15 protein-coding genes and 2 pseudogenes are annotated in these 14,716 nt (G+C 57.4%); 13 read left to right on the forward strand and 4 right to left on the reverse strand.

Features of this window, described 5'->3' with window-relative positions; genetic code table 11:
* On the forward strand, positions 1-717 hold the full coding sequence (locus AC0L30_RS14655; protein WP_473404635.1) for an ABC transporter ATP-binding protein: 717 nt from the start codon (positions 1-3) through the stop codon (positions 715-717).
* A 372-nt stretch (positions 718-1,089) separates the two neighbouring features.
* Here AC0L30_RS14655 and AC0L30_RS14660 read toward each other — a convergent pair whose 3' ends face one another.
* Positions 1,090-1,494 carry a helix-turn-helix domain-containing protein gene (locus AC0L30_RS14660; RefSeq protein ID WP_473404562.1) on the reverse strand — a complete coding sequence of 135 codons (405 nt, stop codon included), beginning with the start codon at positions 1,492-1,494 and terminating at the stop codon, positions 1,090-1,092.
* An 80-nt stretch (positions 1,495-1,574) separates the two neighbouring features.
* On the opposite strand from AC0L30_RS14660, the pseudogene AC0L30_RS14665 reads away from it, so the two are divergent.
* From AC0L30_RS14665 to AC0L30_RS14675, 3 genes and pseudogenes are all read left to right on the forward strand, one after another.
* Positions 1,575-1,970, forward strand: a pseudogene (locus AC0L30_RS14665) (homogentisate 1,2-dioxygenase); the annotation flags it as partial.
* 52 nt (positions 1,971-2,022) lie between these two features.
* Complete coding sequence (locus AC0L30_RS14670) at positions 2,023-2,202, forward strand: homogentisate 1,2-dioxygenase domain-containing protein (RefSeq protein ID WP_473404563.1); 180 nt, start codon at positions 2,023-2,025, stop codon at positions 2,200-2,202.
* Positions 2,157-2,500, forward strand: a pseudogene (locus tag AC0L30_RS14675) (homogentisate 1,2-dioxygenase domain-containing protein). The gene AC0L30_RS14670 and the pseudogene AC0L30_RS14675 overlap by 46 nt, the downstream one beginning before the upstream one ends.
* A gap of 208 nt (positions 2,501-2,708) precedes the next feature.
* Here AC0L30_RS14675 and AC0L30_RS14680 read toward each other — a convergent pair.
* Positions 2,709-3,425 (reverse strand): helix-turn-helix domain-containing protein, encoded by a 717-nt coding sequence (locus AC0L30_RS14680; RefSeq protein ID WP_473404564.1) that lies wholly within the window; start codon positions 3,423-3,425, stop codon positions 2,709-2,711.
* A 566-nt stretch (positions 3,426-3,991) separates the two neighbouring features.
* Between AC0L30_RS14680 and AC0L30_RS14685 the strand changes: the two genes are divergently transcribed.
* From AC0L30_RS14685 to AC0L30_RS14700, 4 genes are all read left to right on the forward strand, one after another.
* A complete protein-coding gene (locus AC0L30_RS14685; protein WP_473404565.1) occupies positions 3,992-4,327 on the forward strand; it encodes a cupin domain-containing protein in 336 nt (111 codons plus the stop codon).
* Between the two features lie 28 nt (positions 4,328-4,355).
* Positions 4,356-5,126, forward strand: a complete 771-nt coding sequence (locus AC0L30_RS14690) for a ribonuclease activity regulator RraA (RefSeq protein ID WP_473404566.1) — start codon at positions 4,356-4,358, stop codon at positions 5,124-5,126.
* Between the two features lie 69 nt (positions 5,127-5,195).
* On the forward strand, positions 5,196-6,200 hold the full coding sequence (hpaD, locus tag AC0L30_RS14695) for a 3,4-dihydroxyphenylacetate 2,3-dioxygenase (RefSeq protein ID WP_473404567.1): 1,005 nt from the start codon (positions 5,196-5,198) through the stop codon (positions 6,198-6,200).
* A gap of 23 nt (positions 6,201-6,223) precedes the next feature.
* On the forward strand, positions 6,224-6,934 hold the full coding sequence (locus AC0L30_RS14700; RefSeq protein WP_473404568.1) for a substrate-binding domain-containing protein: 711 nt from the start codon (positions 6,224-6,226) through the stop codon (positions 6,932-6,934).
* Between the two features lie 153 nt (positions 6,935-7,087).
* On the opposite strand, the gene AC0L30_RS14705 is transcribed toward AC0L30_RS14700, so the two are convergent.
* Entirely contained in the window at positions 7,088-7,582 is a 495-nt protein-coding gene (locus AC0L30_RS14705) for a TetR-type transcription factor C-terminal domain-containing protein (protein WP_473404636.1), read from the reverse strand.
* 3 nt (positions 7,583-7,585) lie between these two features.
* Positions 7,586-7,756: a TetR family transcriptional regulator gene (locus tag AC0L30_RS14710; RefSeq protein WP_473404569.1), complete on the reverse strand. Its 171-nt coding sequence runs from the start codon at positions 7,754-7,756 to the stop codon at positions 7,586-7,588.
* Between the two features lie 750 nt (positions 7,757-8,506).
* Between AC0L30_RS14710 and AC0L30_RS14715 the strand changes: the two genes are divergently transcribed.
* Genes AC0L30_RS14715 through AC0L30_RS14735 form a run of 5 tightly spaced genes read left to right on the forward strand, consistent with a single transcriptional unit; the run spans position 8,507 to position 14,617 of the window.
* Positions 8,507-9,550: a branched-chain amino acid ABC transporter permease gene (locus tag AC0L30_RS14715; RefSeq protein WP_473404570.1), complete on the forward strand. Its 1,044-nt coding sequence runs from the start codon at positions 8,507-8,509 to the stop codon at positions 9,548-9,550.
* Positions 9,547-11,313 (forward strand): branched-chain amino acid ABC transporter ATP-binding protein/permease, encoded by a 1,767-nt coding sequence (locus AC0L30_RS14720; RefSeq protein ID WP_473404571.1) that lies wholly within the window; start codon positions 9,547-9,549, stop codon positions 11,311-11,313. Before AC0L30_RS14715 ends, AC0L30_RS14720 begins: the two co-directional genes overlap by 4 nt.
* Positions 11,310-12,080, forward strand: a complete 771-nt coding sequence (locus tag AC0L30_RS14725; protein ID WP_473404572.1) for an ABC transporter ATP-binding protein — start codon at positions 11,310-11,312, stop codon at positions 12,078-12,080. Before AC0L30_RS14720 ends, AC0L30_RS14725 begins: the two co-directional genes overlap by 4 nt.
* 29 nt (positions 12,081-12,109) lie before the next feature.
* Positions 12,110-13,231: an ABC transporter substrate-binding protein gene (locus AC0L30_RS14730; RefSeq protein ID WP_473404637.1), complete on the forward strand. Its 1,122-nt coding sequence runs from the start codon at positions 12,110-12,112 to the stop codon at positions 13,229-13,231.
* A 60-nt stretch (positions 13,232-13,291) separates the two neighbouring features.
* Positions 13,292-14,617: an aminomethyltransferase family protein gene (locus tag AC0L30_RS14735; protein ID WP_473404573.1), complete on the forward strand. Its 1,326-nt coding sequence runs from the start codon at positions 13,292-13,294 to the stop codon at positions 14,615-14,617.
* The last annotated feature ends 99 nt before the right edge of the window (positions 14,618-14,716 follow it).

The following is a 14,716-nucleotide window of genomic DNA, read 5'->3' on the forward strand; positions in this document are numbered from 1 at the left end:
ATGCAGAACATCGGTCTCAAAATCTCGAACCTCTCTGCCGGATACGGAGAAACACGGATCATCGAGGACATCAACCTGGAATTCTCCGCGGGTCAGAAAGTAGCGGTGCTCGGCCGCAATGGCGTCGGGAAGACGACGCTGCTCGCGACCCTGATGGGTTTGACGCGGCGGCATGCCGGCACCATCAGTCTTGGCGACCTTCCCTTGATGGATCTCGATCCGGCCGATCGGGCCTGGGCGGGTATGGGATATGTTCCCCAGACGCGCGACGTGTTTCCGTCGTTGACGGTCGAGGAGAATTTGAGAGCAGGGTTGAAGCAGCGCCCACGCGCCGCTGTCGAGGAGGCATATGCGGTGTTTCCTCGCCTGAAGGAGCGGCGCCACAATCCGGCCGGCCGATTGTCGGGCGGGGAGCAGCAAATGCTCTCGACTGCGCGAACTCTGCTCGGACGTCCGGACGTGCTTTTGCTCGACGAGCCGCTCGAAGGCTTGGCCCCGGTTATTTGCGACGAATTGATGGAGGCGTTCAACCGTCTCACGACGGACGCGTCTCCGATCGTCATCGTCGTGGAGCAGCAGATCGAGCGGGTGCTCGACTTCGTGGATACGGTCGTGCTGCTCGAGCGTGGCAGGATCGCCTGGGCTGGCTCAACCAGCGAACTGCGAACGAAAGACAGCCTGATAGAGCGCTACGTCGGAGTGGGGCTGCGCTCGTAGTCGTTAGCAGGCCACGCGAGCACACCGAGCGCTCACAATTTGTGTGGGTAACGCGTCAGGCCGCGGCTTTTACGGATCGCACCGTCCTGATCACGTCCTGCTGACGTTTTAAAGGCGCCTGAGGAACGATGCGGCGACGTGCGCGACCGACGAGGAATCTGATCTGTATGCTCTCACGGTATGGGAAGCGTTGACACGTCCGCCCTCCTCGCGTCCGGCTTGAATGGGAGGTCGACGAGCTGGACTTTAATTTCGACGGCTTCGCTCACGTTGCGTCCCCAAAAGACCCGACGCTTCGCGGCCGAGTGCACCACCGCAAAATACTCTGCCGAATAGCGCCTTGGCAGGTCCATTTGCGGCATAATTGTTCCGTCAGAGAATAGCGACGAAAGGATCTTGCATACGTCTTCGCTGACGTCGCGAAGGTCCACCGGATGCCAGCTCCTTCCGTAACGCCTCGGCTCCAATGAAGTCGAGCCGCGCCACGACATTCTTTGAGCACCAGTTGAGCTCAAACGGCGAGCGGAACAGCTCCTCGGGCGAACTGAACGGACAGGTGCCCTGAGTTCGTTGTCCACCGCCCGACACAGAGCCCGCATTCGCCAAGCTCACCAGATATCGGTGGGCCTTCGGGGGGGCAAACCCTGTCTTCCTGCAGATGGTTTTGACCGGCAAAGGTGCATTGGATTCCATGAGCGGCTCAAGCAAGACCAAGCCGACCCCGATCGACCGTATCCTGCTCGGGACCCACCTATGGACTTTCTTGGGCGACGCCATTTACCTCGGACGGGCTTCGACGCCCGAACTCTGATTTCCTTTCTGGCCTGCGGACGATTGCGACCGGTGGCGACGCGCATCTGCAACTTGGCATGGCGGCACATCTCTATGTCGCCAATCGTTCGATGACCGCTCGCTACTCCCTTAATGTGGACGGCGAACTGCTGCTGGTACCGCAACAGAACGTAATCCGTGTCTTTACCGAGTGCGGCGTGATTGACGCGGGGCCCGGTGAGATCGCGATCATACCGAGGGGCATGAAGTTCAAGGTCGACCTGCCTAACGGCACCGCGCGTGCCTACGTGTGCGAAAACTACGGCAGTTACCTCACGCTGCCGGAACGTTGGCCGATCGGTGCGAATTGTCTCGCGAACGCCCCGCGATTTTCTTGCGCTGGTGGCGCACTACGAAGACAAGGAGAGCCAATGCCAGCTCTACGTTAAGCTCTCGGCCGGCTCTTTGTGACGGATCTTCCGCAATCACGGCTCGATGTTGTTGCTTGGCTCGGTAATTACGCGCCAGTGAAGTATGATCTGGGCCGCTTCTCGCCGGTCGGTTCGGTGCTGTTCGACCATCCCGAGACCATCGATCTATACGGTGCTGACCTCGGCCTCCGAGACCGCGGCGACCGCGAACGTGGACTTCGTAATCTTTCCCGAGCGATGGGGCGTGATGGAAGGTTCCTCCGTCCGCCGTGGTACCAAATGAACGTCATGAGTGAATTCGTGGGTCTGATATATGGCGTCTATGACGCCAAGCCCGACGGCTGCTTGCCCGGCGCCATGAGCCTGCACAACGCGCTGACGGCGCACGGTCCGGATGCCGACGCCTTCGATCAGGCAGCGCACGGGGATCTGTCCCCGAACGGCTATCGGGCACCATGGCATGCATGTTCGAGAAGCGTTATCCGCTCAGCGCAGCCGCCCATGCATCGCGGCTCGAACTACTCGATGGTGCCTATCCTGATTGCTGGGACGGTCTCGCGCGCAAGTTCGTGCGATCCTGAAAGGCCATCCTGCCGCTCTTGTCGTCCCGATCGGTGTCGATCAATGGCAGAGGGATGCAATGAGCCCCCATGGAGTCGTCAGTGTTAATCCCCTGGCGGGGCGGCTGGACCATCTTCACGGGTCAGTTGTCTCGGTAGCAGTTTGCTCAATTGAATTGTCGTGAGAAGCCACCGTTAGTCGTTCCGAAATTCGTTGAGCGACCTTTTGTTAGATCGGGGGATATTGGACCAGCGCGGCATCGGTTAGCGACCCTTTAAACATGGTCAAGCTGACAACTCCCGGCACGTGTCCCTCGTGAAGAATAGGGACGGCAATAGTCGCGCTGTCGTCATGTTGTCTACCTTCACGAAGCCCGAAGCCGCGACGACGCACAGTCGCGATTAGGTCGCGAACGAAACGAGAATCGCGAGCTCGCTCCCCCAGTTCGCCGTCCATCTGCGATACGAGGTCGAGCAAAATTGCGCGTTCGTCACTCCCGCAAAATGCGAGATACGCCGACCCCATTGCACTTCCGATTAGTGGGTGTCGATTGTTGACGGTCGTTGCTCTTACCGCGCAAGGACTGTACGGCATGGTGCTATAGCGGACAACGACTTCCGTTCGATCAAGTGTACCGAGAGCGAGCGGCCATCGGATTTCTCGGGTCACGGAGCGAAGCAGTCCGGTCCCGACTTCCGTCACTAGGCTGCGCTCGTCAAATCCAGCGCTCAGAAGTTGAACCTTAGAAGTAAGCCGATAAATGCCTCGATCCGGATCGCGATCGACATACCCTTGATGCCGGAGGGTTGCCAAGATGCGGTGAATAGTAGGCTTCGGCAAGCCTGTATCGCAGGTTAGCTCCTGTAACGTCGCGTAGTGCCGCTGATTGACAGCGCATAAGATAGTCAAAGCGCGCGCAATAGGTTGGATCGTTGGATCATTCATGTTGTGGCTCGCGCACGCGCAACGCCTTGGCAATCGCTCTCGGCCTGCGATCCGGTCCGGGAGGTAAGCGCCAAGCGCTCAATAGACCATTTCCAAACCCTGCTGCGGTGACTAGGACCAAAGTCCAGCATCCTTTCGGTTATATTACATACGTACAACGTTGCAAGACAGGGGAAGCTCGGGGCTCTTTGCGACATTCGGCGCAAGACCGTGGCGCAAGGCGGTCGCGCGGCCCTGTGCGCCGCCGGCTTAATGGGCGGAGTCTTGAAGGTAGGCAGCTACGCTCCGCACCCGGACTTGTGTCCGTCGACATATCGAAAGAGACGGCGAGGAATCGCGACTAGGCTCTTAGCATTGATGTGCGGCGGCCTGTGGCTCCTTCAATTGCCGCGCGTCAGTCCATTCGAAGAACACTCGTCGGCGATGAGGTCTGTGCTCGGATTCCGTAATACGAAATCGTGTCGGGATCATTTGGCCAGACCAGAAGCGCCGTGAGATATTTCCAAATCAGGATTGCCTGCGCCCCGGGGGGCGAACAAGGCCAGCGCCGACAGGAGCACAAGAGAATGTCAATTCACAGCGTAAATTGGGAGGCCATGGAATGGGAACCCGTCCGCGGCGGTATGGAACGAAAGACGTTTTCGGGTAATGGGGCGACATTGGCTCTACACCGCATAACGCCTGGACACGAACTCAGGCCGCATAGCCATGTCTATGAGCAGATCGTCTACATGTTTGAGGGTAGTGCAAATTTCCATGTTGGTGATGAAGTACATCGTCTCGAGCCGGGTCGTTTGATCGTTATTCCGCCGAACGTGATCCACTATATCGAGGTCCTCGGGGACAAGGTCGCCCTCGAGTTGGACGTCTTCACGCCGAAGCGGCCCGAGTACGGCGGCTAAGTGTCCCTTGAAGTAGGGTGATCGAAGCATGGAGCCACTTAGCCAACAAACGCTCGCAAACTTGAAGGCCACAAGTACAGCGACATTGACAACCCAGCTGTTCAAGAGGGGATACCGTAATGCCTTTATTCAAGGCGTGCGGCCTCTCGGCAAATTAACAGAGAATATGGTCGGGCCGGCGTTTACGCTCCGCTACATTCCAGCAAGAGAGGATCTCGACTCGTTCGGCGTTAGGCCGGATCCGAACGCGTTGCAGCGCGAAGCGATTGAAGCTGTGCCCGCAGGTCATGTGCTTGTCATGGATTGTCGAGGCGATCCGCGGGCGGCCTCGGCAGGAGACGTTTACCTCACGCGATTGCAAGTGCGGGAAGTTGCCGGTGTTGTATCTGACGGCGGTATCCGAGATAGCGAACCAGTTTCGCAGATGAGCATCCCAGTCTTCTGCGCTGGAGCGAGCGCCCCAACCAACCGGATTCTGCACCATGCTGCAGATTACAATCTTCCGATTGGTTGCGGCGGCGTTGCGATTTACCCCAGCGACGTAATTGTTGGTGATGCTGATGGAATCGCCGTTATCCCTCGCGCCATCGTAGACGAAGTGGCGCGGGACGGAGTCGAGCAGGAGCAGCTCGAAGCGTACATCAAGCTACGAGTTGCCGCAGGAGAGGGCCTCCATGGTCTATATCCGATAAACGAAGGAACTCGAGCGGCGTACCAGGCGTGGCTTTCGGAACAGGACAATCGCGCCGATATGACATTCGAGGCTGCCGCGTCTATCGGCAATTCAATGAAGACATAGTGATTTACCGCTGCCGGATGTGCTCCGCGAGTGTGGGCGCGTTTTCTGCAATCAAGCAGGAGCTTTGTAATGGCCATTCCGTCCCTTGTGCTCAATCCTCCATTCAACGTCACCCGCATTAGTCACGTAGTCCTGACCGTTCGGGATATTGACGTCAGCAGCAGGTTCTACGCAGACGTTCTCGGGCTTGTGGTCAGCGATCGCGACGACTCAAATCTATACCTCCGCGGCCTCGAAGAAGGCTGTCACCACAGCCTTGTCCTTCGCCGGAGCGAAGCGCCGCCAGTCTGTCAGGCGATCGGCTTCCGCGTACTTACGGATTCAGAACTCGATCTGGCGAAAGAGTGGTGTGATGGGCACAAGGTCCCCGCTGCATGGCACGAAAGCGTCTATCAGGGGCGCACGCTGCGGCTGATAGACGCTGCCGGCTGCTCGATCGAACTTTGCGCCACGATGGAGAATAAGCCCCGTCTCATGCAGGCATTCGATCAGTTTCACGGAGGTAGTCCACAGCGGCTCGATCACGTGCAAGTAGCTGCCTCGAACGTTCAGGCGGCTTGCGATTTCTACGCGGCCTTAGGCTTCCGTCTCACTGAGTACACGGCTCGAGACGGAACCGACGAACTGTGGGGTGTTTGGCTGCAGCGAAAGGGCAACCCCCATGACATCGTTTTTAGCAATGGTCGAGGGCCCCGACTTCATCACTTGGCTTATACGGTCCCAGAAGTGCGCGATCTCGTTCATGCATGCGACGTCGCAGCCTCCAAGGGATACGGGCCCTCAATGGAGCGGGGGCCCGGCCGTCATGGCATCGGAAACGCTCTATTCGTATATTTCCGCGATCCTGACGGCCATCGTATCGAGTTGTTTAATACTCATTATCAGTCGATCGACCCCGATGAGCGCCCACTTCGTTGGGAGTTGAGTGACACTCGGCGATCTCAGCTATGGGGACTACCGGCCACAAGGCGCTGGTTCTTTGAAGCGACCCGGTTCGATGGGACGGAACCTCAGGATCCAATGTTGAAGGCCGATCCTGTGACACTCGAAGTGTTTTTGGCTAATCAGATGTAGCTCGCTAATTCAGAGGCCCTTTGATGCGCGGCAAGCTTAACGTATTGTGTTCCGGAGCTTTTATTGATGCTTTCACACGATTGTCTCCGCTCCTGGAACGGTCGATTGACGCTGAGTTATGCGTGTTGCCAGGATCGTCGGTAGGTACTAAGAAAAATTCCATTCCAATGCGGCTAAGAGGCGGCGAACCTTGCGACGTCGCAATCCTATTCGATGATGTGGCGAGCAAGCTCGAGGAAGACGCAATCATACGGCTAGGCTCCAGGCGACAGCTCGCGAGCTCTTCAATCGGAATGGCTGTGCCCCAGGGCGCACGTCGTCCAGACATCAGCACGGTAAGTGCGCTAAGACAAACGCTATTGGATGCAAGTTCAATCGCCTATTCGTCGAGTCAAAGTGGCGTTTACTTGTCGACAGTACTGTTTCCCAAACTTGGTATAGCTCAAGCAATTCAGACGAAATGTCTTCGCGTCGAAGCAGAGAGGGTTGGCGCCGTCGTCGCAAGAGGCGATGCAGAGATCGGCTTTCAGCAGGTGAGCGAACTGCTTTCGATGACCGGTATCACCGTTGTAGGCCCCCTTCCACCCGACGTGCAGCTCGTCACGGTCATTTCGGCTGGCATACCTGTGCAAGCCGCAAATCCAGAAGCAGCAGCTACGTTGATCCAACATCTTAGATCCGATGGTGCCCGGGCAGCCTTAGTAAACGTAGGCTTGGATTCCTTAAATCAGTGATAGAGCTATTGCGAGGGTCTTGCGATCTGAACGGAGTTCTCTCACGGCAACTTTGCCGATCAAACGCAAACGGATCACGCCAGGACTCGTCTGCCTCAGTCGTCTTCGTGCCAGCAATTTGGACAAACGGGGGCTCGGCGAGTATGACCTCAGTCAACCGCGAAAGTGCGCGTACGCTAGCCGGAGTTCGCAGTCCGGGGAGGCGATGCTAACGCCAATCAGAAAGATCTTCGTATACTCTTCGATGATGCAATCGATTTCTGAAGAGCGCGGCGGGACGTGTGCCGCGATTACAGAGTTTGCAAAGCCCAGCAGTGCGAAGGCGGCATACTCCGCGTCGAGGGACGCACGAAACTCGCCGCTTGCGATCCCTGCGGAAAAGATGTTCTGCACAAGTTTCTGGTACTGACGCGACAAGCTCACGGCGCGGCGGCGTTCGGCATCGCTAAGCACATGGCGATGACGTAGAAATACCCTGATGTAGTCAGCGTAAGGTCGCTCACGGAGCGGTGACAGTTGTACATGGACCGCCGCATGAACTTTCTCCGCGGCGCTCCCATTTTCGGCTACCGCTCGGCCGAGGTTCGTTATGAAGTTGGTAACTCCAGCTTCGCAAACGGCCGCCAGCGCGGCTTCCTTCGAAGGCAGGTACTAACACAGACTTGCGCTGCGGACCCCCAAAATGTCGGCTATGTCGCGGATACTCGATCCCTCATATCCCTTTTCGGTGAAGGCCGTCGCAGCGGCATCCAGGACTCGCTGGTACATGTGAGCCCTTCGCCGGGTCGCACCAGACTCGGCAGGGAGGTGTTCGAAAGGCATTCCGTATCTATCGTCTTCTACTTATCGCCAGATGGAGTACAGATACTCGGCGATTTCTATCTTCACCTGCAGTTCGAAAATGACGCTTTACGTCTTCTTCGAGTCTGCATAGCAGGTGCGGCCCGTCTGTGCACGCATCATCAGCGCGTCTGTCCCTATCGAGAGGGACAGACATTGTGCCTTTGGCGCGTTACTCCTGTCGCCTGGTCGCTCGTGCAACGTCATTCATGAACCGCAGACCTTGGAATAAGGCATCCTCGGAGTAGAGGAGTAATTTGAAGATCAAATTGAAATCTTCGGAGAGCGCCGTGGTCAGACTTCGACAGTATATCCGCTCGCTCCCTTTTACGTTGGGTGCGTTCGGGCGCTGGTTGCTTCGCGAAGCAGTCAACAGTCGGCGCCAAATCGATCCGGTGTGCGATTCCGTACGAAGGGATTTCTTTCGGCGATTTGCGCTTGGCAGGGATTGTTGCGCGACGCTATGCGGTTGGCAGCAGGCCCCCGTCTCGAACGCAGGGATTATCTTGATTGCGACGCTGCCGATCAGGAGGGCGCAGCCGCAAATCGTCGGGTTTGCCCCGCGATTATTGCCGCGTCCAAAAGATTTGACAGGTGGCAATATCCTGATATTTTCTAATGATCGATCGATAGAATAAAAATAGAGACGTAGAAACAGATAGTTATATGATAGATCGAGCGTGGGATCTGGGTCGTGACTGATCCCGACGCATTTTAAGGGGGGCGAAACTGGTGGATTTCACTATAGGCGCGTTCCTGGTCCAAGACGGGATCATAAGCGGCGCAATTTATGCGTTGGCTGCCCTGGCGCTCGTCCTTGTGTTCGCTGTCTCTCGTGTAATTTTCGTGCCTCAAGGGGAATTCGTTGCCTTCGCTGCGATGACCATGGCCTGGCTCGAAAGCGGTCGGACGCCCCCGACAGCGGCCCTGCTGGTGGCGCTTGGAATTCTCTCGGCAGTGGCAACGATCGTTTACGAAATCACCTCGCTGACATGGAGGCGAGCTGCACGCATTCTGTTCGCTGATGTAGCTGTACCGATGTTTTTGCTTTGGCTCGCAATCACCCTTGCGCCCTCGGGAATCGGGCCATATGGCAGCGCCATCTTGACGCTCACTCTGGTCGTGCCGATGGGGCCGATGATTTATCGGATTACCTTTCGCCCGCTCGCCGACGCGACGATTCTCACGCTCATGATCGCCGCCTTCGGCGTCCATTTCGCGTTGCTGGGGCTGGGACTAGTGTTCTTCGGACCCGAGGGAGTCGGTACCAAACCGTTGATCTCGGGCACCTTCGCAGTCGGCGAACTGATAGTGACTGGTCAGAGCGTCGTTGTGCTGGCTGTGACCACGATCTGCTTCGCCGCGTTCGGTATCTTCTTTCGCGCCTGCTTGCTTGGTGCGGCCCTGAAGGCCTGCTCCTCGAATCGGCTCGGCGCTCGGTTGAGCGGCATTCCTACCGTCCGGGCAAGTGAGATCGCGTTTGGAGTAGCGGCCGCGCTCGGCGCCATATCGGGAATTCTGGCGGCACCGCTGTTTGTCTTCTACTACGACAGTGGCTTTCTCATCGGACTTAAGGCCTTCGTCGCCGCTATTCTTGCCGGATTGGTGAGTTTTCCATTGACTGCTCTTGCGGCATTCATCGTCGGAATCGCTGAGGCGTTCTTCTCGTTCTCGGCAAGCAATTTCAAGGAGGCATTGGTCTTCGCGCTTCTCTTGCCGGCCTTGCTGTGGCTGTCGATCCGGCATCCGGAATCGCAAGCGGAGGCGGAGGGATGACTGGAAAGATTCCGATCATTTCATCCGCACTTGCATTAGCTCTGATGATCGTCGGCGGTATCCTGCCGGCCTATTGGACGACGCTTCTCGACTATATTGGAATTTCGGCGCTGGTCGCTCTGGGCCTGGTACTGCTCACCGGCGTTGGTGGCATGACTTCCTTTGGTCAGGCTGCGTTTGTGGGGTTCGGCGCGTATACCGCCGCTCAGCTCTCGATCGAAGCAGGCTTCAGCCCCTGGTTGGGGCTGCCCGCTTCGATCGTCGCCACGGCGGGAGCGGCCCTCATTATCGGTCTTCTGACAGTCCGGTTACACGGACATTTTCTGGCGCTTGGTACGCTGGCTTGGGGAGTTTCGATCTTTTATGTCTTCAGTGGGTCGAAAACGCTCGGGGGGCACGATGGCCTGTCGGGGATAGCCCCTGTCAGTATAGGTGGCTACCGGCTTGTCGATCCCGCAGCCTACTTGCCCGTCGTGCTGGTTTTCCTGGTTTTGGCAATTGTGGCGGTCACCAATCTACTTCGAGGCAGGGTCGGGCGTGCAATCCGGGCGCTTCGTCGCAATCAAGCGGCCGCCCAAGCCTTCGGAGTCAATATCCCGGCGACAAAGCTCGCGGTGTTCGTAACCTCGGCAGTTCTCGCTGGGCTTGCCGGTTGGCTCTACGCGCATTTTCAGAGGTCCATTGCGCCTTCCATGTTCGGCATCAATGCCGGAGTCGAATATCTGCTTATGGCTGTGGTGGGAGGAGCCGGTCGGTTGGCTGGTGCGCTTCTCGGAGCGGCAGCAGTCACCATTCTCCGCGATCAGCTACAGAACTTGCTACCGCTGGTATTCGGGAGTGCCGGAAACTACCAAACGATCGCTTTCGGCGCGCTACTTGTTATGGTTCTGCAACTCGCGCCCAAGGGGCTTTGGCCATTGATTGCCGGTCCGGCTTCCTCCCGTCCCGTTACCCGCCCAGTAAGCGCTGGAGAGGATCTTCCCAGAAGAGACCGCGGTCCTGCCGGAAACACCCTGTTGAAGGTGGACGGCATCCGGAAACGTTTTGGCGGACTGACGGCCATCGATAATGTGTCGTTCGAGGTTAGATCAGGCGAAATAGTTGGATTGATCGGCCCGAACGGTGCCGGCAAGAGCACAACCTTCAATCTCATTTGCGGTTCGCTTTCTTTGACGCACGGAGACGTCTCTTTCCAAGGACGATCCATCGCGGGCCTTACGCCGCTCCAGATCGCCTCGCTCGGTATCGCGAGGAGCTTTCAGCATTCGCACATCGAGCCCGAGTCCAGCGTTATTGAGAACGTTGCGCTCGGTGGTCACACGAGAGGGAAAGCCGGCATTGTGGCTGCGATCCTCGGGCTCGACAGGGCGGAGGAAGCTTCCATCTTTTCAGAAGCCGAAAGACAGCTTTCGCGGGTAGGTCTGTCCGATCGCGCCCACCATCCGGCCGGCGATCTTCCGCTCGGCCAGATGCGGCTCCTTGAAGTCGCAAGGGCGCTGATGCTTGATCCCGTGCTGCTACTCCTCGACGAGCCGGCCGCGGGATTACGCTTCGGAGAGAAGGTCGCGTTGGCTGCACTGCTCCGGCAGCTCAAGGCCGATGGAGTCACCGTGCTCATTGTCGAGCACGACATGGAGTTTCTTCTTAACCTGGTTGATCGCGTTGTGGTTCTCGACTTCGGGAGCAAACTCGCCGAAGGAAATCCGTCAGCTATCCGAAACGACGAGAAGGTTATCGAAGCATATCTCGGAGGCGTCGAATGAGAGGCGCCTCTCTGAACGTTAGCGGCCTGTCGGTGGCCTATGGGAAAACCAGGGTGGTCGAAGAGGTCGAATTCGATGTCACCCCGGGATCGCTTGTGACGATCGTAGGCTCCAACGGTGCAGGGAAGACCTCGCTGCTCAACGCAATCATGGGGCTTCTGCCGTCCTCTGGAGATCTGACGTTCGCTGGCGCCCGGATCGAAAAGTGGACGCTTGAGGAACGAGTGGCGGCTGGAATCAGCTTGGTTCCGGAAAGACGAGAATTGTTCGCAGACATGAGCGTTGAGGCAAACCTCGCTCTTGGAGGCTTTCGAAGCTCCCGGGCGGACCGAAGAAGCTCGCTCGAAGAGATGTTCCGCCTATTTCCGAGGCTGAAAGAACGACGCGCACAAGCGGCGGGTACCCTGTCGGGCGGCGAACGCCAAATGCTTGCGATGGGGCGGGCTCTCATGGCCAGGCCAAGGCTTCTTATGCTCGACGAGCCGAGCCTCGGCCTGGCACCACTAATCGTGCGGGACATCTTCCGCATGCTTGCCGATCTCAAGAAGACAGGGGTCAGCGTCCTTCTTGTGGAGCAGAACGCCCGTGCGGCGCTCCAGATCGCGAACTATGGATTCGTCCTCGAGCTAGGTCGCATCACGGCGCGAGGCGCAGCCGCGGATCTTGCCAGCGACGGACAGCTCGTAGAGCGTTACTTCGGCAAGCAAAGATCGGACGCTTGTTCGGCCGAGGTTCACAACAAGGGTAACCGGGGAGAAACGAAATGAGGTTTTCAGCCAACACATTGAGTGCGGCCATGCTGGCGCTTTTTTCGAGTCTGTCGCCAGCAACCGCCGACATCAAGGTCGGACTCGTCCTATCGGCAAGCGGCCCTGGCGCGGCGCTCGGGCAACCGCAAATGAAGACTGTGCCAGCGCTGCCGAAGGAGATTGCCGGACAAAAAGTCACGTACCTCGTACTCGACGACGAATCCGATCCAACGAAGGCGGCCCAAAATGCGCGAAAATTGATCCAAGAGAACGGTGTTGACGTTCTCATAGGATCATCTCTTACTCCCTCGACCATGCCAATGATCGATGTGGCTTTGGAAACCAAAACGCCATTGCTGTCCCTTGGCGCGTCAGCGGCCATCGTTCAGCCGCTGGACGAGAAGCGAAAATGGGTTTTCAAAGTCGTGCCGAACGATGATCTGATGGCTCGGGTTATCGCAAGGATGATAGCCAAGTCCGGAGTAAAGTCGCTCGGTTACATCGGAGTAAACGATGGCTACGGGGAAGGTTATTATAAGGAAATCAGCCGCATCGCCCCGGAACTCGGACTGACGCTTACCACCCATGAAGTGTACGCTAGGACGGACGCTAGTGTCACCGGACAGGTCCTCAAGGTCATCGCCACCAAACCCGATGCAGTCTTTATCGCTTCTGCAGGAACGCCGGCGGTGCTCCCGCAAAAGTCGCTTAGAGAGCGCGGAAATAAAGGACCCATCTATCAGACGCATGGTGTCGCGACTGAAGAATTCATCAAGCTGGGCGGCGCGGAGGTCGAAGGGGCGGTATTCGCCGGCGAGTCCTTCACGATCGCGCAGGACCTTCCGGCCGACGATCCGTTTCGGCGCGCAACGGATGAATACATTGCCGCGTACCAGGCCGTCAACGACGGCCAAAAACCAAATCTCTTCGGGGCCCATCTCTGGGACGTCCTTGCCCTCATAAAGCGTGCGACCCCCCTTGCTTTAACGAAGGCAGCCCCGGGAACGCCGGAGTTTCGCTCTGCGCTCCGGGATGCGCTGGAACAGGGCAGAGACGTCTACCTGAATAATGGGCTGTCCAGCATCACTCCCTCGGATCACAACGGTTATGACGAACGCTCGGCGTTCCTCATCAAGGTGGAGGGCGGAAAATTCCGCTTGGTCAAATAATTCATCTGGGGCCGTGCCAATGGCTCCTCCACGAGATCGGTGGCTTACAGGAGAATGAACGTGATCGAAGTGTTCGATAGGCTGCGTCAGGGCGTACCGGCGCAAGCCGGCTGGGGAAAATTAGAGTACACGGACTGGATCGACGAGAGCGAGTCCTGGAAGAAGGGGTGCTATCTTGGAGATTGGTCGTTCCTCGACGAACTTCATGTCGTCGGTCCCGACGCGCTGAAACTGTTCTCGAACTTCGCTGTAAACAGTTTCGCGAAGTTCGACATCGGGCAGGCGAAGCACATCATCTGCTGCAATGGGGACGGCAAGATCATCGGTGAAGGAATCTTGATGCGCTTCGGTCCGGAGGAGTTCGAATTTCAGGCGCTGGGCCCCGTGACTGCGTGGTTGGAATACCAATTGCGGAAAGGAGGCTACGACGCGCAATCGAGTTACCAAGTCAGCAAGTTCAAGTACCAGGTTCAGGGCCCGGCATCCGTCTCGGTGTTGGAAAAGCTGGTCGGACCGCGTCTTCGTAATGTGCGCTTCATGCATCAGCATTCGTTCCAAGTGGCCGGACACGCCACTCTGTTTCTTCGCCAGGGAATGGCGGGTGAAGTCGGTTTTGAACTCCAGGGCTCAATTGCTCATGCGGGCGAGGTGCGTAGGGCGATCCTTACTGCCGGACAGGATGCCGGCATTAGGCGGCTCGGATCGCGTACTGCGATGATCAATCATCTGGAAGCATGTTTTCCAACTGTGACCCACGACTATCTTCCAGCAGTCTGCGAGCCTGCAGAGGAAGAGTTCTTCAAGGACTTATCCAACAAGGACAGGATGGGAATCCTCAGTTTCAGGAGCTGGACCCTGGACGGATGCCTGAAAGTCCAAGGAAGCTTCCAGGCGGACGAGATATCCTCTTGGTACCGGAGTCCTGTCGAACTGGGTTGGAGTAAAAACATTAAGTTTGATCACGATTTCTACGGACGTCGTGCGTTGGAAAACGACTTGGCGAATCCGCAGCGCAAGATAATGACGCTGATCTGGAACGCCGACGACTGCCGGGACGTACAGAATTCGCTATATCGGGGTGAGGAAGAGCCGTACGATTTTATGGACATGCCGCGTCAGCAACGCTTTTGCATGAATGCACACGCGGTCATGTCGGATGGCAAAGTGGTCGGAGTCGCGACTTCGCGGAGCTTCAGCTACACGTTTCGCCAGATGTTATCCCATTGCGTGATCGACCTTGACAAAGGGGACGTGGGTACTCAGGTGGAAGTCATCTGGGGAAGCCCGGGCAAGCGGCAAAAGGTCATTCGCGCAACAGTGGCCCCGTCACCTTACAAGAAGGACAATCGTCGCGCGGATCTGGAAACCTGGCGCTCAAATGCCTGAAGGCTCGCCGAGGCGTTTTCTTATCTTAACGGGCCGCTTCGTGGTCGAACATTCAGGCATGTCAGTGGTACTCTCCGGAACAGATGCGATCCGAGATCA

The sequence above is a fragment of the Bradyrhizobium sp. MI1.11 genome (assembly GCF_055811255.1).